The sequence below is a fragment of the Streptomyces sp. NPDC004542 genome (assembly GCF_040610035.1).
Taxonomy (GTDB): domain Bacteria; phylum Actinomycetota; class Actinomycetes; order Streptomycetales; family Streptomycetaceae; genus Streptomyces.
The window spans coordinates 14887-34729 of the sequence record NZ_JBEXLP010000008.1 but is presented as its reverse complement, the minus strand read 5'-3'; the positions used below and the strand labels follow the sequence as shown (position 1 = coordinate 34729).

The following is a 19843-nucleotide window of genomic DNA, read 5'->3' as shown; positions in this document are numbered from 1 at the left end:
GCCGAGGCGCGACCCCCGGGCGGCCGGGAGGCGCACGGCGTTGTCCACAGGCCCGTCGCCCTGTCGGTCCTCGCCAGTAGGGTGTGAGACATGGCCGACCCCTCCAGCTACCGCCCCAAGCCGGGAGACATCCCGGACTCTCCCGGGGTCTACAGGTTCCGTGACGAGCACCGCCGGGTGATCTACGTCGGAAAGGCGAAGAGCCTGCGTCAGCGTCTGGCGAACTACTTCCAGGACCTGGCGAACCTCCACCCCCGCACCCGGACGATGGTCACCACCGCCGCGTCCGTGGAGTGGACCGTGGTGTCCACGGAGGTCGAGGCCCTGCAGCTGGAGTACTCGTGGATCAAGGAGTACGACCCCCGGTTCAACGTCAAGTACCGCGACGACAAGAGCTACCCGTACCTCGCGGTGACGATGAACGAGGAGTTCCCCCGGGTGCAGGTGATGCGCGGTCACAAGAAGAAGGGCGTCAGGTACTTCGGCCCGTACGCGCACGCCTGGGCGATCCGCGACACCGTCGACCTGCTGCTGCGCGTCTTCCCGGTGCGCACCTGCTCGGCCGGTGTCTTCAAGAACGCCGCCCGCACCGGCCGCCCCTGCCTGCTCGGCTACATCGGCAAGTGCTCGGCCCCCTGCGTCGGCCGGATCTCGGCCGAGGACCACCGCGAACTGGCCGAGGAGTTCTCCGACTTCATGGCCGGCCGCACGGGCACGTACCTGCGCCGCCTGGAGAAGCGGATGACGGCGGCGGCCGACGAGATGGAGTACGAGCGGGCCGCCCGGCTGCGCGACGACATCGAGGCCCTGAAGAAGGCCATGGAGAAGAGCGCGGTCGTGCTCGCCGACGCGACCGACGCCGACCTCGTCGCCGTGGCCGAGGACGAGCTGGAGGCGGCTCTCCAGATCTTCCACGTCCGTGGCGGCCGGGTGCGCGGCCAGCGTGGCTGGGTGACCGACAAGGTCGAGGAGGTCACCACCGGCGCCCTGGTCGAGCACGCCCTCCAGCAGCTGTACGGCGAGGAGAGCGGTGACGCGGTCCCCAAGGAGGTCCTGGTGCCCGCCCTGCCCGAGCCCGTCGAACCGGTCCAGGAGTGGCTGACGGGCCGCCGCGGCTCGAACGTGTCGCTGCGCATCCCGCAGCGCGGCGACAAGAAGGCACTCATGGAGACGGTGGCGCGCAACGCCCAGCAGGCGCTCGCCCTGCACAAGACCAGGCGCGCCTCCGACCTCACCACCCGCTCCCGCGCGTTGGAGGAGATCGCCGCGGCACTCGGCCTGGACAGCGCCCCCCTCCGGATCGAGTGCTACGACATCTCGCACTTCCAGGGCGACGACGTGGTCGCCTCCATGGTCGTCTTCGAGGACGGCCTCCAGCGCAAGAGCGAGTACCGGCGCTTCCAGATCAAGGGCCGGGTCGGAGACACGCAGATCTGGCACGGTGCCGGGCAGGACGACGTCCGGTCCATGCACGAGGTGATCAGCCGCCGCTTCCGGCGCTACCTCGCCGACAAGGAGAGGACCGGCGAGTGGGTGGACGGCGGCGGCTCCCCGGATGGCGGCCCCGTGGACGGCGGCTCCCTGGACGGCGGCCCCGTGGACGGCGAGGGGAGGGACGGCGGGCCGGGGCACGGCCTCAAGGACGACGACGGCCGCCCCAGGAAGTTCGCCTACCCGCCGCAGCTCGTCGTCGTCGACGGCGGACAGCCGCAGGTCGCGGCCGCCCAGCGGGCCCTGGACGAACTCGGCATCGACGACATCGCCGTCTGCGGCCTCGCCAAACGCCTGGAGGAGGTCTGGGTGCCGGGCGAGGACGACCCGGTGGTCCTGCCCCGCACCAGCGAGGGCCTGTACCTGCTCCAGCGCGTCCGCGACGAGGCGCACCGTTTCGCGATCACCTACCAGCGGACCAAGCGCGCCAAGCGGTTCCGCGCCGGCCCCCTCGACGACGTGCCCGGTCTGGGCGAGACCCGCAAACAGGCGCTGATCAAGCACTTCGGCTCGGTCAAGAAGCTGCGGGCCGCCACCGTCGAGCAGATCCAGGAGGTGCCCGGCATAGGTCGCAAGACCGCCGAGACCATCGCCGTGGCACTCGCGCGGGCGGTCCCGGCCGCACCCGCCGTGAACACCGCGACCGGAGAGATCATTGAAGACGAGGAGCCCGGCACGACGGCGGGCGACTCGGGGGAGCCCGTGCCCGCGGGCGCCCCGGACGAACGACGGGGGCAGGAGAGATGAACGAGCACGACACACAGCCCACAGCGGACCGAGATCCGGCACCCGAGGACACCGGTCAGGATCAGCCCCAGCAGCCGGTCCAGGACAACGGAGCACAGATGAGTACGGCCGGCGAGACAGCCGGGGCGCCCGACACGGCCATCCCCGAGCTGGTGATCATCTCCGGCATGTCCGGAGCCGGCCGTTCGACGGCCGCCAAGTGTCTGGAGGACCTCGGCTGGTTCGTCGTCGACAACCTTCCGCCCGCCCTGATCCCCACCATGGTGGAGCTCGGCGCCCGCTCCCAGGGCAACGTGGCGCGGATCGCGGTCGTCGTCGACGTACGCGGACGGCGTTTCTTCGACAATCTGCGTGAGTCCCTCGCGGACCTCGACACCCGGGGCGTCACCCGCCGGATCGTCTTCCTGGAGTCCTCCGACGAGGCCCTGGTGCGCCGCTTCGAATCGGTGCGCCGCCCGCACCCCCTCCAGGGCGACGGCCGGATCGTCGACGGCATCGCCGCCGAGCGGGAGCTGCTGCGCGAGCTGCGCGGCGACGCCGACCTGGTGATCGACACCTCCAGCCTCAACGTGCACGAGCTGCGCGCCAAGATGGACGCCCAGTTCGCCGGTGAGGAAGAGCCCGAGCTGCGGGCCACCGTGATGTCCTTCGGCTTCAAGTACGGACTCCCCGTCGACGCCGACCTGGTCGCGGACATGCGCTTCCTGCCCAACCCGCACTGGGTCCCGGAGCTGCGCCCGTACACCGGCGTCAACGAGGAGGTGGCCGCGTACGTCTTCAACCAGCCCGGCGCCAAGGAGTTCCTCGACCGGTACGCGGAACTGCTGCGGCTCATCGCGGCCGGCTACCGCCGTGAGGGCAAGCGCTATGTGACCATCGCGATCGGCTGCACCGGCGGCAAGCACCGCTCGGTCGCCATGTCGGAGAAACTCGCCGCGCGCCTCGCGGCCGAGGGCGTGGAGACGGTGGTCGTCCACCGGGACATGGGACGGGAATGACGGCACGTTCACCGCGGCTGAGCCGGCTGCGCCGGATGGTGCCCGAGGCCAGGGCCGGCCGGCCCGCGGAGGCCCGCGGCGGCCGGCCGCGCCGCCGCGGCGCCCAGCCCAAGGTCGTCGCCCTCGGCGGCGGCATGGGCCTGTCCGCCTCGCTCGCCGCACTGCGCCGGATCACCGGCGACCTCACCGCCGTCGTCACCGTCGCCGACGACGGCGGCTCCAGCGGGCGCCTGCGCGACGAGCTCGGCGTGCTGCCGCCCGGCGACCTGCGCAAGGCGCTGGCCGCGCTGTGCGGCGACGACGACTGGGGGCAGACCTGGGCCCGGGTCATCCAGCACCGCTTCCAGTCCCAGGGCGAGATGCACGGTCACGCGGTGGGCAACCTGCTGATCGTCGCCCTGTGGGAGCAGCTCGGCGATCACGTGCAGGCCCTGGACCTGGTCGGCAAGCTGCTGGGCGCGCACGGGCGCGTGCTGCCCATGTCCGCCGTGCCGCTGGAGCTCCAGGCCCTGGTCAAGGGGCACGACCCGGAGCGCCCGGACGAGGTCGGCACCGTGCGCGGGCAGGCCACCGTGGCCCTCACCCCGGGCGAGGTGCAGTCCGTGCACCTGGTGCCGAACGACCCGCCGGCCGTCCCGGAGGCCGTCGACGCCGTCCTGGACGCCGACTGGGTGGTCCTCGGCCCCGGCTCCTGGTTCTCCTCCGTCATCCCGCACCTGCTCGTGCCCGAACTCCTGGACGCCCTCACGGAGACGAAGGCACGCCGGGTACTCTCCCTGAACCTCGCTCCGCAGCCCGGAGAAACCGAGGGCTTCTCCCCGCAGCGTCATTTGGAGGTTTTGGGGCGACACGCCCCTAAACTCGCCCTGGACGTGGTGCTGGCCGACGAGGCCGCCGTGCCCGACCGTGACTCGCTCACCGAGGCCGCCGAGCGGCTGGGAGCCGCGGTCGAGCTGGCGCCCGTGGCCCGGACCGACGGGACCCCGAGGCACGACCCGGAGCTGTTGGCCGCCGCGTACGACCGTATTTTTCGGATGCATGGAAGGATCGGCCCATGGCGATGACGGCAGCGGTGAAGGACGAGATCTCCCGGCTCCCCGTCACCCGGACCTGCTGCAGGAAGGCGGAGGTCTCCGCCGTTCTGCGGTTCGCCGGCGGCCTCCACCTGGTGAGCGGGCGCATCGTGATCGAGGCGGAGCTGGACACCGCGATGGCGGCCCGCCGCCTCAAGCGGGACATCCTGGAGATCTTCGGCCACAGCTCCGAGCTGATCGTGATGGCCCCGGGCGGGCTGCGCCGCGGTTCACGGTACGTGGTGCGGGTGGTCGCCGGCGGTGACCAGCTGGCCCGGCAGACCGGTCTGGTGGACGGCCGGGGCCGCCCGATCCGTGGCCTGCCCCCGCAGGTGGTCTCCGGTGCGACCTGCGACGCCGAGGCGGCCTGGCGCGGAGCCTTCCTGGCACACGGTTCGCTGACCGAGCCCGGCCGCTCCTCGTCGCTGGAGGTGACCTGCCCGGGACCCGAGGCCGCGCTGGCGCTGGTCGGTGCCGCCCGCCGGCTGTCCATCGCCGCGAAGGCCCGCGAGGTCCGGGGCGTGGACCGGGTGGTGGTCCGGGACGGCGACGCGATCGGCGCCCTGCTCACCCGGCTCGGCGCGCACGAGTCCGTGCTGGCCTGGGAGGAGCGCCGGATGCGCCGCGAGGTGCGGGCGACCGCGAACCGGCTCGCCAACTTCGACGACGCCAACCTGCGCCGCTCGGCCCGCGCCGCCGTCGCCGCCGGTGCCCGCGTCCAGCGCGCCCTGGAGATCCTCGGCGACGACGTCCCCGAGCACCTCGCGGCCGCCGGACGGCTGCGCATGGAGCACAAGCAGGCCTCCCTGGAGGAACTGGGGGCTCTCGCCGACCCGCCGCTCACCAAGGACGCCGTCGCCGGCCGTATCCGCCGTCTGCTGGCGATGGCCGACAAGCGCGCCTCCGACCTGGGCATCCCGGGGACCGAGGCCAACCTCAGCGAGGAACTGGCCGACAACCTGGTGGGGTGAATGACGGTTCATCAGATCGCCGGTGCATGAGCCCACTCGGGTGATCGGCACCGGCGTTTTGCTGTCCTTGAGGTGCCCTTGACTCGATCACGATGTGTCATGAGCCTGGCAGATGTTCGCCGCTGTGGCGGACCACGGCAAGGGGGGTTCATGAGACACAGAGCGAGATCGATCCTCGCTGTCGGCGCGCTCCTGCTCGGCGGAGCGAGCCTCGCACCCATCGCCCAGGCACAGAGCGGCACCTCGACCACAGCTGACGCCAACAGCGACGACGAGGTCAAGGTGTTCCGCGCCGAAGTCACCCAGAAGCAGGTACCGCTGCTCCTCGCGGCCGGACAGGACGGCAACGAACTCGGCGCACAGACGGCCGGCCCCGGCAAGCACACCGTCGAGGTCTACCTCACCGACCGGCAGGCGAAGAAGCTCGAGAAGCAGGGCGTCGACCTCACCGAGCACACACTTTCCGCCAGGGCCGCGACCCGCGTCGAGGACGCCGCCCAGGGCGTGTTCCGCCCGTACAGCGGCAACGGCGGCCTGAAGGAGGAGATCCTCCGCACCGCCCGGCAGCACCCCGGCCTCACCAAGGTCGAGTCCATCGGCAGGACCGTGGGCGGCCAGGACATCCTCGCGCTCAAACTGACCAGGAACGCGAAGAAGTCCAAGGACGGCTCCAGGCCCTCCGTGCTGTACATGTCCAACCAGCACGCGCGCGAGTGGATCACGCCGGAGATGACCCGGCGGCTGATGCACTACTACCTGGACAGGTACCGGACGGACAAGCGGATCAAGAAGATCGTCGACTCGACCGAGCTGTGGTTCGTCCTCTCGGCCAACCCCGACGGCTACGACTACACCTTCAAGAATTCCGCCACCCGCCTGTGGCGCAAGAACCTGCGGGACGTCAACGGCGACGGCGTCATCTCCACCGGCGACGGCGTCGACCTCAACCGTAACTTCGCCTACAAGTGGGGCTACGACGACGAAGGTTCGTCCCCCAACCCCAACAGCGAGACCTACCGCGGCGCCCGCCCGGAGTCCGAGCCCGAGACCAGGGCCCTGGACGGCTTCGAGAAGCGCGTCGGCTTCACGTACGGCGTCAACTACCACTCCGCCGCCGAACTGCTCCTCTACGGCGTCGGCTGGCAGGTCGCCACCCCGACCCCGGACGACGTCCTCTACAAGGCGCTGGCCGGAACCCCGGACAACCCGGCGATCCCGGGCTACCACGCGCAGGTCTCCTCGGAGCTGTACACCACCAACGGCGAGGCCGACGGCCACGCCTCGAACGTCAACGGCATGGCGATGTTCACCCCCGAGATGTCGACCTGTCAGACCGCGTCGAACCTCGACCCGGACGACGCCTGGAAGGCCACCGACTGCCAGTCGGGCTTCAACTTCCCCGACGACGAGAAGCTGATCCGGCAGGAGTTCACCAAGAACATCCCGTTCGCGCTCTCCGTCGCCGAGACCGCCGCCCACCCCGACCGGCCGGCCTCCGCGGTCGGGCTGAGCGCGGCCGACTTCACCCCGGCGGCCTTCCGGACGTCGTACGCGCGCGGCGCCGGCCAGCAGGTCTCCGTGGTCGTCCGCAAGTCCGTGCGGGACAAGAAGCTCGAGTACCGCGTCAACGGCGGCCGCACGCGGGAGGGGGCGCTTCGGCCCTGGAAGGGCGGCGAGACCTACGGCGGTGAGGACAACCTGTACTTCGACGAGTACCGGGCCGAGGTCCGGGGCGGCAGGCCCGGCGACAAGGTCGAGGTGTGGTTCACCGGCAGGACGAGGAGCGGCAAGCGCACCTCCAGCGCGCACTTCACGTACACCGTGGCCGAGCGGCCCGCGGCGGACACCCTCGTGGTCGCCGAGGAAGGCGCGCCCGCCACGCAGGCGCGGAAGTACGTGGACGCGCTGGAGGCGGCCGGCCGCAGGGCGGTCGTCTGGGACGTCGCCACGCAGGGAGCGCCCGACGCGCTCGGCGTGCTGAAGTACTTCAGGACGGTCGTGCACTACTCCGGCACGAGCGGCCCGGGCAATCCCACCCAGCTCCAGCTGCGCGCCTACCTCAACGAGGGCGGCAAGCTGATCGAGGCCGGCGAACTGGCCGGCGGCAACGTCGCCCTCGCCGACGGCACCCCGTCGGACGACTTCAGCCAGTACTACCTCGGCGCCTACTCACGCACGTCGCTGGCCGGGGCCACCGGCTTCACCGGCTCCGACGCGCTGGCCGGCTACACCGGCGCCCTCGGTGACGCGCCCGGCAACCCGCTCGACAAGGCCGGCACCTACTCCGTCACCTCCGACGAGCTGTCCACCGCCACCCACCCGCAGTTCGCCGGCGCGGGGGCGGGCCGGTTCGCCGGGACCACCAACCCGTACGGACCGTACACGGGTGCCTACATGGCCGCGGCGGTGCACACCGACGACGCCTACAAGCGGCTCACCCGCACCATCGACCTCACCGGTGTCAGCGCGGCCGACAGGCCGAGCCTGCGGACCCACCTCCTGTGGGACACCGAGCCCGGTTACGACCACGCGGTGGTCGAGGCGCACACCACCGGCGCCGACGACTGGACGACACTGCCCGAGGCGGGCGGTGCCACCTCCACGGCGGTGCCGGCCGACTGCGAGGCCGGGTTCCTGGTCAACGAGCATCCGTGGCTGCGGCATTACCTGACCGTCACGACCGGGGGCTGCACCGCGACCGGCAGCAGCGGCTCCTGGAACAGCCTCACCGGCAGCTCGGACGGCTGGCGGTCGGTCGACTTCGACCTGAGCGCCTACGCCGGCAAGTCCGCAGAGGTCACGGTCTCCTACATCACCGACCCGAGCAGCGGCGGCCGAGGCGTCCTCGCCGACGACGCCTCGCTCGTCGTCGGCGGCACGGCCAGGGAGACCGAGGGCTTCGAGACGTCACTGGGCGCCTGGCGCGTGTCCGGACCGCCCCCGGGCAGCCCGGCGGTCCTGAAGGACTGGACGCGCACCGGAGCCTTGTTCAAGACCTACGGAGCGGTCACCACGCGCCGCACCGTGCTGCTCGGCTTCGGTCTGGAACAGGTCCCGGCGGCCGCCGACCGGAAGTCGCTGCTGAAGAAGGCTCTTGAGGCACTCGACAAGTGAGCCGACGCGCTCACGAACGAGTGATCCCGGTGGCCGGCCGGCCCTGACACTCCACGGCGAAACGGGGTGATCCCGGCGCAGAACCGGGGCGGTCCGTACCCCTACTGGCGGGTACGGACCGCCGTGCCGTCTATGGGGCATCTGGATGTCACCACCGGGGCCCCAGGGAGGTAGGGTCGGGGGTGGTCGGGGACATCCCAATACAGCTCGCCGGCGACAAGAGCCGGCGTACCAACGAGGAGATCGGTTCGTGACGATCCGCGTAGGCATCAACGGCTTCGGCCGCATCGGGCGTAACTACTTCCGTGCGCTGCTGGAGCAGGGTGCGGACATCGAGGTCGTGGCTGTCAACGACCTGGGTGACACCGCGACCACCGCCCACCTGCTCAAGTACGACACGATCCTGGGCCGCCTCAAGCAGGAGGTGTCCCACACCGCCGACACGATCACCGTCGACGGACACACCATCAAGGTGCTCTCCGAGCGCAACCCGGCCGACATCCCGTGGGGCGAGCTGGGCGTCGACATCGTCATCGAGTCGACCGGCATCTTCACCAAGAAGGATGACGCCGCGAAGCACATCGCCGGCGGCGCGAAGAAGGTCCTCATCTCGGCCCCGGCCAAGGACGAGGACATCACCATCGTGATGGGCGTCAACCACGACAAGTACGACCCGGCGAACCACCACGTCATCTCCAACGCCTCCTGCACCACCAACTGTGTGGCGCCGATGGCGAAGGTCCTCGACGAGAACTTCGGCATCGTCAAGGGCCTGATGACGACGGTGCACGCCTACACGAACGACCAGCGCATCCTGGACTTCCCGCACAAGGACCTGCGCCGCGCCCGTGCCGCCGCCGAGAACATCATCCCGACCACCACGGGTGCCGCCAAGGCCACCGCGCTGGTCCTGCCGCAGCTCAAGGGCAAGCTGGACGGCATCGCGATGCGCGTCCCGGTCCCGACCGGCTCGGTCACCGACCTCGTCGTCGAACTCGGCCGTGAGGTCACCAAGGAAGAGGTCAACGCCGCCTTCCAGAAGGCCGCCGAGGGCGAGCTGAAGGGCCTCCTCGACTACACCGAGGACCAGATCGTCTCCTCCGACATCGTCAACGCCCCGGCGTCCTGCACCTTCGACTCCTCCCTGACCATGGTCCAGGAGGGCAAGAACGTGAAGGTCATCGGCTGGTACGACAACGAGTGGGGCTACTCCAACCGCCTCGTCGACCTGACGGTCTTCGTCGGCAACCAGCTCTGATCGCCGAAGCAGGCGTCCCGGTGTGAGGACAGGGCTCGGGCAGCGCACGGTCGCGCTGCCCGAGCCCTGACTCACGTGCGGATCAGGCCCTCTTTACGATCACGAGCATCACGAGCCCTCCTCCAGGAGCCCTTCCATGAAGACGATCGACGAACTTCTCGCCGACGGCGTGGACGGCAAGCGGGTCTTCGTCCGCGCCGACCTCAACGTGCCGCTCGCCGACGGCACCATCACCGACGACGGCCGTATCCGCGCCGTCCTGCCCACCGTCAAGGCCCTCGCCGACGCGGGTGCGAAGGTGGTCGTCGCCTCGCACCTGGGCCGCCCCAAGGGCGCCCCGGACCCGGCCTTCTCCCTCGCCCCCGCCGCCTCGCGCCTCGGTGAACTCCTCGGCTCCGCCGTGGCGTTCGCGACCGACACGGTCGGCGAGTCCGCCCGGGCCACCGTCGCGGGCCTGACCGGCGGCCAGGTCGCCGTCATCGAGAACCTCCGCTTCAACGCCGGCGAGACCAGCAAGGACGACGCCGAGCGCGGCGCCTTCGCCGACCAGCTGGCCGAGCTCGCCGACGTCTACGTCGGCGACGGCTTCGGCGCGGTCCACCGCAAGCACGCCTCCGTGTACGACCTGCCGGCCCGCCTGCCGCACTACGCCGGCCACCTGATCGCCACCGAGGTCGGCGTCCTGAAGAAACTCACCGAGGACGTCAAGCGGCCCTATGTCGTCGCGCTCGGCGGCGCCAAGGTCTCCGACAAGCTCGCCGTCATCGACGAGCTGCTCGGCAAGGCCGACCGGCTACTCATCGGCGGCGGCATGGCCTACACGTTCCTCAAGGCCAAGGGGTACGAGATCGGCATCTCCCTCCTCCAGGAGGACCAGGTCCCGGCCGTCACCGAGTACGTGGAGCGCGCCGAGAAGCAGGGCGTCGAGCTGGTGCTCCCCGTCGACGTCGTGGTCGCCCGGCAGTTCCCGGACCTGAAGGCCAAGGCGCCCACCGGGCACACCGTGGTCGACGCGGACAAGATCCCCGCCGACCAGCAGGGCCTGGACATCGGCCCGAAGACCGGCGAGCTGTACGCCGCGAAGCTCGCCGACGCCGCGACCGTCTTCTGGAACGGTCCGATGGGCGTCTTCGAGCACCCCGACTACGCCGAGGGCACCAAGGCGGTCGCCCGGGCCCTCGTCGACTCGAACGGTTTCACCGTCGTCGGTGGCGGTGACTCCGCCGCGGCCGTGCGTACGCTCGGCTTCGACGAGAACGCGTTCGGCCACATCTCGACCGGTGGCGGCGCCTCCCTCGAATACCTCGAGGGCAAGACGCTCCCCGGCCTCGCCGCACTGGAGGACTGACCCCGCATGACCACTCGCACGCCGATCATGGCGGGCAACTGGAAGATGAACCTCAACCACCTCGAGGCCATCGCCCACGTCCAGAAGCTCGCCTTCGCCCTCGCGGACAAGGACTACGAGGCCGTCGAGGTCGCCGTCCTGCCGCCCTTCACCGACCTGCGCTCGGTGCAGACCCTGGTCGACGGGGACAAGCTGAAGATCAAGTACGGCGCCCAGGACATCTCGCAGCACGACTCCGGTGCCTACACCGGCGAGATCTCGGGTCCGATGCTGGCCAAGCTCAAGTGCACCTACGTGGTCATCGGCCACTCCGAGCGCCGCCAGTACCACAACGAGACCGACGAGCTGGTGAACGCCAAGGTCAAGGCCGCCTACAAGCACGGCCTGACCCCGATCCTGTGCGTCGGTGAGGAACTGGACGTGCGCGAGGCGGGCGACCACGTCTCCCACACCCTCGCGCAGGTCGAGGGCGGTCTGAAGGACCTCCCGGCCGAGCAGGCCGAATCCGTCGTGATCGCCTACGAGCCCGTCTGGGCCATCGGCACCGGCAAGGTCTGCGGCGCCGAGGACGCCCAGGAGGTCTGCGCCGCCGTCCGCGGCAAGATCGCCGAGCTGTACTCGCAGGAGGTGGCCGACAAGGTCCGCATCCAGTACGGCGGCTCCGTGAAGTCCGGCAATGTCGCCGAGATCATGGCCAAGGCCGACATCGACGGTGCCCTGGTCGGCGGTGCCTCGCTGGACGCGGACGAGTTCGTCAAGATCGTGCGTTTCCGCGATCAGTGAGCCCGGCCGTGAGTAGGCGGTAGCGGCGATCCGTCGTACTCTTGCGGGGGCACGGCCCGAGCGCTGTGCCCCCGTCGTCCATCCGCATCCGAGGAAGTTGGTCCAGCCGTGGTTTTGGGGTTCTCGATCGCCCTGATCGTCTTCAGCCTGCTGATGATGCTGCTGGTGCTGATGCACAAGGGGAAGGGCGGCGGCCTCTCCGACATGTTCGGTGGCGGCATGCAGTCCTCCGTCGGCGGCTCCTCGGTCGCCGAGCGCAACCTCGACCGGATCACGATCGTGGTCGGTCTGCTGTGGTTCGCGTGCATCGTCGTCCTCGGCCTCCTGATGAAGACGACCAGCTGACCGACCAGCCGATCAGCGTCCCACAAGCACACATATTCCGTACGCGAGGCCCCATGTTCGGTACGCGCTCCTGAGCGCGGCCTATCATGGGGCTTGCGTCTGCAGGGAGCGGGGGGCTTGTAACTCCAATCACTGGACGCGCGTTGGGCCTTACGTAGACTGAGGCGCTCGCGGCGAAGCGGAACGCCGACTCGCTTCGCGGCACCATCACGCAGGGAGTTACGACCGTGGCAAGTGGCAACGCGATCCGAGGTAGCCGGGTCGGGGCGGGGCCGATGGGCGAGGCCGAGCGCGGCGAGTCCGCGCCGCGTCTGCGCATCTCCTTCTGGTGCTCCAACGGGCACGAGACACAGCCCAGCTTCGCCAGCGACGCGCAGGTGCCCGAGACCTGGGACTGCCCGCGCTGCGGCTTCCCGGCCGGTCAGGACCGGGACAACCCGCCGGACCCGCCGCGCACCGAGCCCTACAAGACGCACCTCGCGTACGTCAGGGAGCGGCGCAGCGACGCGGACGGTGAGGCGATCCTCGCCGAGGCGCTCGCGAAACTGCGCGGCGAGATCTAGGAGTTGAGACCGGCCGGGTGCCTGCGAGCGCCTGGCCGGAGCCGTCTCACCCGCCGGCCGACGGCCGATTGTCAGTGGTGTCCCCTATGGTCCGTGTCAGGTCGACCGTGAGGGGGAGTCGTGACGACGGTGCACAGCGCGGGCCGGGCCGCGCCCGCGTGGCGTGGGGGTTTCGGACGGCTGTGGACGGCCGCGGTGGTGTCCCGGTTCGGGGACGCGTTACGGACGTCCGCGCTGCCCCTGCTCGCCGTGCGCCTCACCGACGATCCGCTCGTCATCGCCTCGGTGACCGCCTGCGGGTACCTGCCCTGGCTGCTGTTCGGACTGCTGGGCGGCGCGGTCGCGGACCGGGTGGACCAGCGGCGCGCCATGTGGGCGGTGGACACGGTACGGGGACTGCTCGTCGCCGGTTTCGCCCTCGCCGTGGGGCTCGGACATGCCTCGGTCCCCCTGCTGCTGGCCCTCGCCTTCGCGCTGACCACCCTGCAGACCCTCTTCGACAACGCCTCCACAGCCCTGCTTCCGTCCCTGGTGGACAGCGCGGCCCTGGCCGGCGCCAACGCCCGCCTGATGACCGGCCAGCAGCTCGCCGGCGGCCTCCTGGCGGGCCCGTTCGTGCCGCTGCTGCTGACCGTGGGGGCCTTCATGCCGTTCGCGGCCGACGCGGGCACGTACCTGCTGGCCGCCGCCCTCGTCGCCTCCCTGCGGATACGGCCGCCCGAGCGGGAGCCGCGCCCGGCCGGCAGCACACTGCGCGCGGAGATCGGCGCCGGCCTGCGCGCCCTGTGGCGGGACCGGGCACTGCGGGCGGTCTGCGTGGCCACACTGCTGTGCAACATCGGCATGGGTGCCCTGATCGCCACGCTGGTGCTGCACGTGACCCGCTGGCTGGACGCGGGCGACGCGGGATTCGCGGCCGGGATGACGGCGTACGCGGCCGGAAGCCTGCTCGGTGGCTTCGCCGCCCAGCGGATCGCGCTGCGCACCGGCCGCGTGGGGGCACTGCTGGTCGCGGGCGGCGTGCAGACCTCGTCGCTGGTCCTCATGGGCACCGTCCGGCACCTCGGCGCCCTCCTCGCCGGGATGGTGCTGCTGGGCGCGATGGGCATGGTGTGGAACGTCAACCAGGTCACGCTGATGCAGCAGCGCAGCCCCGCGGCGATGGTGGGGCGCATCGCGTCCGCCTTCCGTACCGCCTCGACCTCCGGCGCGCCGCTCGGCGCCCTGCTCGGCGGCGTCGCGGCCCGGGCCTACGGACCGAACGGGCCGGCCCTGGGCGCGGCCGTGCTCTTCGCCCTGGCCGCCACCTCGTTGATACCGGCGCGTCGGCCGGACGTACCTGTTGTTGCCGCGGCCGACGGTGCGACGACCGCTCACGTCACCCGCTGATCAACTAGGTTGGAACCGGCAGCGGGGCAAGGTACGCAGCAGGGACAGGTAGGAAAGAAGGCTGAAGTCCGAAATGAACGCAGACGGCCGTACCAGGCTCAACCAGACGCCCGAGTGGACCGCTCTCGCCAAGCACCGGGAGGAACTCACCGACACCCATCTGCGGGACCTGTTCGCCGCGGAGCCGGGGCGCGGCACCGGGTACACCCTCCAGGTCGGTGACCTGTACGTCGACTACTCCAAGCAGCTCGTCACCGACGAGACGCTCCGGCTGCTGCGCGAGCTGGCCGCCGCCACCGGCGTCTTCGGCCTGCGGGAGGCGATGTTCCGCGGGGAGAAGATCAACACGACCGAGGACCGGGCGGTCCTGCACCTGGCGCTGCGGGCCGCGCGCGACGCGGTGATCGAGGTCGACGGGGAGAACGTGGTCCCGGCGGTGCACGCCGTGCTCGACAAGATGAGCGACTTCGCCGAGCGCGTCCGTTCGGGAGCGTGGACGGGGCACACCGGCAAGCGCATCAAGAACGTCGTGAACGTCGGCATCGGCGGCTCGGACCTGGGTCCGGCGATGGCGTTCGAGGCGCTGCGCGCCTACACCGACCGCGGTCTCACCGTCCGCTTCGTGTCCAACGTCGACGGGGCGGACCTGCACGAGGCCACGCGTGACCTGGACGCGGCGGAGACGCTGTTCGTCATCGCCTCCAAGACGTTCACCACCATCGAGACCATCACCAACGCCACCTCGGCCCGTGACTGGCTGCTGGGCGAGCTGAACGCCGGTCAGGAAGCCGTCGCCCAGCACTTCGTGGCCCTGTCGACGAACGCCGAGAAGGTCGGCGAGTTCGGCATCGACACCACCAACATGTTCGAGTTCTGGGACTGGGTCGGCGGGCGGTACTCGTACGACTCGGCGATCGGTCTGTCGCTGATGATCGCCATCGGCCCGGACCGGTTCCGGGAGATGCTGGACGGTTTCCGGATCGTCGACGAGCACTTCAGGACCGCGCCGGCCGAGTCCAACGTGCCGCTGCTGCTGGGGCTGCTGGGCATCTGGTACAACAACTTCTTCGACGCCCAGTCGCACGCGGTGCTGCCGTACTCGCACTACCTGTCGAAGTTCACCGCCTACCTGCAGCAGCTGGACATGGAGTCCAACGGCAAGTCCGTGGCGCGGGACGGGCAGGAGGTCGGGTGGCAGACCGGGCCTGTGGTGTGGGGGACACCGGGCACCAACGGGCAGCACGCCTACTACCAGCTGATCCACCAGGGTACGAAGCTGATCCCGGCGGACTTCATCGGCTTCGCCGAGCCGGTCGCGGAGCTGCGTGACGAGCTGAAGGCGCAGCACGATCTGCTCATGGCCAACTTCTTCGCCCAGACCCAGGCGCTCGCCTTCGGCAAGACGGCGGACGAGGTGCGGGCCGAGGGGGTGGCCGAGGAGTTGGTGACGCACAAGACCTTCCAGGGCAACCGGCCGACGACCACGATCCTCGCGCGTGAGCTGACGCCGTCCGTGCTCGGTCAGCTCGTCGCGCTGTACGAGCACAAGGTGTTCGTGCAGGGCGCGGTGTGGAACATCGACTCCTTCGACCAGTGGGGCGTGGAACTCGGCAAGGTCCTCGCCAAGCGGGTCGAGCCCGCGCTGACGGAGGGGGCCGAGGTGCCGGGGCTGGATGCGTCGACGACGGCGCTGGTCGCCAAGTACCGGGCGCTCCGCGGGCGCTGACTGTCCGGGGGAGAGGTGACCCCCGCCTCTGGGCTCCGCTGCGGGCCCGGGCGGGGGCTCCGTCCCCTGTGCCTCTGGGGTCGCCGCCCCTCCCAGCCGTTGCCGTCGGCCGGTGGGTTGACCATCGTTCTGGGGCTCCGCCCCGGACCTGGGCGGGAGCTTCGCTGCCTGTGCTCCGCCGGGGGCTCCGCTCCCCGCGCCCCGGCAGGGGCTTTGCCCTCTGCGCCCCGGCGGGACTCCGCCGCCGGCGCCCCGGGTGGGGGCCCCGTCGCCCGGGTCCTCGGGTTTGGGCTCCGTAGCCCGCGTCCCTGGGGGGCCGCTGACCGTGCCCCGCGGACTTCGCCTCTCCGTCCCCGTGAGGTCCCTCAGGCCACCGCGCTCAACGTGTCCGCCAGCCTTCGGCGAGCCGCCCGGGCCGCCGGGAGGACGGACAGGGTGGCGGCGCCCAGGATCGCGGCCAGGGCGAACGGCACGAGGAGCAGCGGGGACGGTGTCTGGGCGATCCCCGCGCCGATGCCGCTGGAGCGGCCCTGGGTGTCGATCAGCCAGTGGGCCAGGGGGAGGCCCAGGGCCGTGCCGGTGAGGACCGCGGCCAGGGTGGTGCAGCTCGTCGCCGTCACGGTGATCGCGGTGATCTGGCGCGGGGACATGCCGATCGCCTTCAGAGCGAGCAGGTCCCGCTCGCTCTCGCGGACCGTGCCGCCGATCGCGGTCAGCACCTCGATCAGGCCGATCAACGCCAGGACGGCGATCAGACCGACCACGACGCCGCCCAGCGCGGACAGGCCGTCGGCCGGGTTGGTGACGGCGTGCACGTCGAGGTGGCCGCGTCCGGCCGCCGCGAGGGCGGTGGCGACCCGGTGCGGGTCGGCGCCCGGCTCCAGGCGCAGCTGGTAGAGGGCCGGGACCAGGCCGGGATCGTTCTCGCGCAGGGTGTCCACGGAGGTGGAGATGACCCGGCCGGCGTTCTCCGGCTCGATGCTGCGGCCCACGATGTGCAGGATCTGCGGCTGGTCGCCGACCGTCATCCGCACCCAGTCGCCGACACGCACGTCGAGGAGGTCGAGCAGGCCCTGACCGGCCACCGCCTCGTCGGGACCGCGTGCGGGGCGGCCCGTGGCGAGCGGGTAGGGGTAGGGGTCGTGGCGGGTGCCGAGGCCCCGCAGGGCGATGGTGGCGGTCTGGCCCGGGACGAGGGCGGCCACCTCGAGGCCCGGGTAGACGGCGGCGACCCGGGGGTCGCGCTCCAGCAGGGTCCGGGCCTCCCCGTCGCTCATGCCGCTGTCCGCGCGCACGGTGAGCGCCGCCGGGAGGCCCATCCGCTCGGGACTGCGGTGGAAGCGGTCGATGGTGGTCCAGGCGCTCATCGCCACCACGATCAGCAGCAGGGGCAGCGCCAGTCGCCCGATCGTGGCGAGCGTACGCGGACGGCGGGTGAAGGCCCGGTGCCAGCCCAGGACGAGGGCGGGCGGCAGCCGCAGGCCGAGGGCCCGGCGCGCCAGCCCTGTCAGACGCCCCCCGGCCGGGGCGGCGGGGCGGGGCACCGGCACCGGGGGCACCCGTCCCGCCCGCCAGGCGGCGAGCCCGGTGACCGCGCCGATGAACAGCACCGCGCCGACCGGCACCGTGAACAGGGCGACCGTGTGCCCCGGCAGGCCCTGCCACACACCGGCCGCGTCGCCGAGCCGGCCGGGGATCGAGGTGCCGAGCCCCTGGATCAGCCCGGCGGCGGCCACGGCGCCCAGCAGGGCGTACGCGACGTGCTGGAGCAGGAAGATCCGGACGACCTGGGCAGGGGTGAAGCCGATCGCCTTCAGCACCGAGATGTCCCGCAGATGGCCGCGGATACGGGTGCCGATCGCGCCGTGCACCGCGAACCCGGCGGCGACCAGCGCGCCCAGGCCGAACAGGCCCAGCACCTGCCCGAGCAGCCGGTTGTCGCCCTGCGCCTCGGCCCGCGCCTGCTGCCAGGTGGAGACCTCGCCGACCGCGCCCGCGCCGAGCACGGTGACGGCGCGCTGGACCGCGTAGTCGGTGTCGGTGGGATCGGCCAGCCGCAGCCCGATCACCCGGCCGCCCGGCCCGCGCAGGGCGGCCGGCGGGGCCCAGACCAGTCCGGGCTGCTCGCCCGCCCGGTAACGGGGTTCGGCGCTGTCGGCGACTCCCACGACGGTCAGTCTCCGGGAGGTGCCGGGCACGGTGAGCGTGTCCCCGGGCTCGGCCAGCAGCGCCCGGGCGAGGCGGCTCTCCAGGACGACACCGTCGGGGTCACCGGTACCGGGCCAGTGGCCCGAGGTGAGCAGCGGACGGCCCACGGCGGGCTGCCCGGATGTGGCACGCAGTTCCACCGAGGCGCGGGTGCCGCGCGAGGAGACGGTGACGGACTCGGTCCGGTAGGGGCCGGCGACGGACGTCACGCCGTCGAGCGAGGCGAGGCGGCCGGTGTCGGCGGACCGTACGGTGTGGATCCACACGTGGGCGCCGCGGGACTGGGTGAAGACCCGCTGCCAGGGGTTGGTCGCGTAGCCGAACAGCGCCGTGGCCAGCAGCAGCGCGCCGACGATGCCGGCGGTGGCCAGCACGATGAACAGCGCCTCACCGCGGTGCGTGCGCAGGTCGGAGTGCGCCCAGCGCAGGGTGGCTCGCACGGGTGGTCAGTCCTTCAGTTCCAGCACGCCGGCCGTCCCCGTACGCCGGCGCGACGGCGTGCCGTCCAGTACCGCGTCGTCGGCGATCCGCCCGTCGAAGAAGCTGATCACGCGGTCGGCGGCGCTCGCCAGCCGGGCGTCGTGGGTGACGAGCACGATGCTCTGCCCGCGCTGGTGGAAGCGGGAGAGCAGTCGCATCACCTCGCGGGTTCCCTTGCTGTCCAGGCTGCCGGCGGGCTCGTCGGCCAGCAGCAGAGGGGGGTGGTTGACCAGGGCGCGGGCGAGCGCGACCCGCTGCTGCTCGCCGCCGGACAGCTCGCCCGGCATGCTGCGTTCCTTGCCCTCGAGACCGAGTTCGGCGAGCAGTTCCTCCCGCTCGGCCCGTGCCCGCTTCGGCGAGCGGCCGACCAGCAGTGCGGGCAGCTCGACGTTGTCGGCGACCGACAGGTTGGAGACCAGGTTGAAGAACTGGAAGACGATCCCGATCCGCGTCCTGCGCTCCTCGGCCCAGCGCGCCTCGCCGTAGCCGTCCGTGCACCGGCCGTCCAGCCAGATGCTGCCTTCGTCGGGCCGCTGGAGTCCGCCCAGCAGGTGCAGCAGCGTCGACTTCCCGGCCCCGGACGGGCCGGTGACCGCGACGAACTCGCCCCGCCGCACGGACAGGTCGACCCCGCGCACGGCACGGGCGGGCGCGCCCTCGCCGTGGTGGGTCTTGACCAGGCCCTCGGCGCACAGCAGCGGAGCGGGGCTCTCGCTCACTCCAGCTCCTCCAGTTCCTCCTGGCACCGCTCCAGCCAGTCGAGGTCGGCCTGCAGATGCAGCATCGCGCCCTCGATCAGCAGATGGGCGATTCGGTTGTCCCGGTTCTCGGCCGCGGCCAGCTTCGACAGATCACGCATGGTGTTGAGGTACTGGCGCCGCTGCTTGTTGATGAGGGCGATCTGGTCGGCGAGACCGGTCTGCGGGGCGAGGGCGAGCTTCATGAAGAACTCGTCCCGCACCCGCGGCTCGTCCTCGGGCTCCTCGAACCAGACGCGCAGCGCCGCACGCCCGGCTTCGGTGAGGTGGTAGACCTTCTTGTTGGGCCGGCTGGACTGCTCGACGTCCTCGCCCTCGATCAGTCCCGACTTCTCGAGGCGGCCGAGGGTCACGTAGATCTGGCCGACGTTCGGCTGAGGGTACGCGGAGCCCAGGAGTTGCTCAAGGCCCTGCTTCAACTCGTAGCCGTGGGCGGGGCCGCGCGCGAGGAGTGCCAGGAGGGGCAGGCGCACTCGTGCTCTCCTCCTAGTCCGCGGGTGCCTGATGTGCTCCAGGCCCTAGTATCGCCCATACCTAACAGGTATACATGGCCTCTGACCCGCGGGCGAGGGTGCCCGCGGTGCCGGTGCA

General features: G+C 71.4%; 15 protein-coding genes. 12 read left to right on the top strand and 3 right to left on the bottom strand.

Going from position 1 to position 19843, the window contains the following annotated elements; translation table 11 throughout:
* Positions 1-90 precede the first annotated feature (90 nt).
* The 12 genes from uvrC (at position 91) to pgi (ending at position 15806) form a co-directional block, all read left to right on the top strand.
* Entirely contained in the window at positions 91-2238 is a 2148-nt protein-coding gene (gene uvrC / locus ABZX30_RS07330; RefSeq protein WP_355929960.1) for an excinuclease ABC subunit UvrC, read from the top strand.
* Positions 2235-3236, top strand: coding sequence for an RNase adapter RapZ (gene rapZ, locus ABZX30_RS07325; RefSeq protein ID WP_355929959.1), 1002 nt, complete (start codon positions 2235-2237; stop codon positions 3234-3236). Before uvrC ends, rapZ begins: the two co-directional genes overlap by 4 nt.
* Positions 3233-4300 (top strand): uridine diphosphate-N-acetylglucosamine-binding protein YvcK, encoded by a 1068-nt coding sequence (gene yvcK / locus ABZX30_RS07320; RefSeq protein WP_355929957.1) that lies wholly within the window; start codon positions 3233-3235, stop codon positions 4298-4300. Before rapZ ends, yvcK begins: the two co-directional genes overlap by 4 nt.
* The gene (whiA, locus tag ABZX30_RS07315; protein ID WP_355929956.1) at positions 4291-5280 is read left to right on the top strand and encodes a DNA-binding protein WhiA; all 990 of its coding nucleotides are present in this window, start codon (positions 4291-4293) and stop codon (positions 5278-5280) included. Before yvcK ends, whiA begins: the two co-directional genes overlap by 10 nt.
* A 150-nt stretch (positions 5281-5430) precedes the next feature.
* Positions 5431-8394: a M14 family zinc carboxypeptidase gene (locus ABZX30_RS07310; protein WP_355929953.1), complete on the top strand. Its 2964-nt coding sequence runs from the start codon at positions 5431-5433 to the stop codon at positions 8392-8394.
* Between the two features lie 250 nt (positions 8395-8644).
* The gene (gene gap / locus ABZX30_RS07305; RefSeq protein WP_355929950.1) at positions 8645-9652 is read left to right on the top strand and encodes a type I glyceraldehyde-3-phosphate dehydrogenase; all 1008 of its coding nucleotides are present in this window, start codon (positions 8645-8647) and stop codon (positions 9650-9652) included.
* Positions 9653-9788: 136 nt separating this feature from the next.
* Positions 9789-11000, top strand: coding sequence for a phosphoglycerate kinase (locus ABZX30_RS07300; protein ID WP_355929948.1), 1212 nt, complete (start codon positions 9789-9791; stop codon positions 10998-11000).
* Positions 11001-11006: 6 nt separating this feature from the next.
* Positions 11007-11783, top strand: coding sequence for a triose-phosphate isomerase (tpiA, locus tag ABZX30_RS07295; RefSeq protein WP_355929947.1), 777 nt, complete (start codon positions 11007-11009; stop codon positions 11781-11783).
* Positions 11784-11891: 108 nt separating this feature from the next.
* Positions 11892-12128: a preprotein translocase subunit SecG gene (secG, locus tag ABZX30_RS07290; RefSeq protein ID WP_355929944.1), complete on the top strand. Its 237-nt coding sequence runs from the start codon at positions 11892-11894 to the stop codon at positions 12126-12128.
* Between the two features lie 227 nt (positions 12129-12355).
* Positions 12356-12691, top strand: a complete 336-nt coding sequence (locus tag ABZX30_RS07285; protein ID WP_003976875.1) for an RNA polymerase-binding protein RbpA — start codon at positions 12356-12358, stop codon at positions 12689-12691.
* 120 nt (positions 12692-12811) lie between these two features.
* A complete protein-coding gene (locus ABZX30_RS07280) occupies positions 12812-14080 on the top strand; it encodes an MFS transporter (RefSeq protein WP_355929942.1) in 1269 nt (422 codons plus the stop codon).
* A 73-nt stretch (positions 14081-14153) separates the two neighbouring features.
* On the top strand, positions 14154-15806 hold the full coding sequence (gene pgi / locus ABZX30_RS07275; protein WP_355929940.1) for a glucose-6-phosphate isomerase: 1653 nt from the start codon (positions 14154-14156) through the stop codon (positions 15804-15806).
* 365 nt (positions 15807-16171) lie between these two features.
* Here pgi and ABZX30_RS07270 read toward each other — a convergent pair whose 3' ends face one another.
* The 3 genes from ABZX30_RS07270 to ABZX30_RS07260 are packed head-to-tail and all read right to left on the bottom strand — an operon-like array spanning position 16172 to position 19725.
* Positions 16172-18454, bottom strand: coding sequence for an FtsX-like permease family protein (locus tag ABZX30_RS07270; protein WP_355929938.1), 2283 nt, complete (start codon positions 18452-18454; stop codon positions 16172-16174).
* 6 nt (positions 18455-18460) lie between these two features.
* Positions 18461-19213 carry an ABC transporter ATP-binding protein gene (locus ABZX30_RS07265; protein WP_355929935.1) on the bottom strand — a complete coding sequence of 251 codons (753 nt, stop codon included), beginning with the start codon at positions 19211-19213 and terminating at the stop codon, positions 18461-18463.
* Entirely contained in the window at positions 19210-19725 is a 516-nt protein-coding gene (locus ABZX30_RS07260; RefSeq protein ID WP_355929932.1) for a PadR family transcriptional regulator, read from the bottom strand. The genes ABZX30_RS07265 and ABZX30_RS07260 overlap by 4 nt, the downstream gene beginning before the upstream one ends.
* Positions 19726-19843 lie beyond the last annotated feature (118 nt).

Bases quoted from the DNA above. Each gene is read 5' to 3' on its own strand.
- uvrC (WP_355929960.1), top strand. From the start codon at position 91: ATGGCCGACCCCTCCAGCTACCGCCCCAAGCCGGGAGACATCCCGGAC.
- rapZ (WP_355929959.1), top strand. From the start codon at position 2,235: ATGAACGAGCACGACACACAGCCCACAGCGGACCGAGATCCGGCACCC.
- yvcK (WP_355929957.1), top strand. From the start codon at position 3,233: ATGACGGCACGTTCACCGCGGCTGAGCCGGCTGCGCCGGATGGTGCCC.
- whiA (WP_355929956.1), top strand. From the start codon at position 4,291: ATGGCGATGACGGCAGCGGTGAAGGACGAGATCTCCCGGCTCCCCGTC.
- ABZX30_RS07310 (WP_355929953.1), top strand. From the start codon at position 5,431: ATGAGACACAGAGCGAGATCGATCCTCGCTGTCGGCGCGCTCCTGCTC.
- ABZX30_RS07300 (WP_355929948.1), top strand. From the start codon at position 9,789: ATGAAGACGATCGACGAACTTCTCGCCGACGGCGTGGACGGCAAGCGG.
- tpiA (WP_355929947.1), top strand. From the start codon at position 11,007: ATGACCACTCGCACGCCGATCATGGCGGGCAACTGGAAGATGAACCTC.
- pgi (WP_355929940.1), top strand. From the start codon at position 14,154: ATGAACGCAGACGGCCGTACCAGGCTCAACCAGACGCCCGAGTGGACC.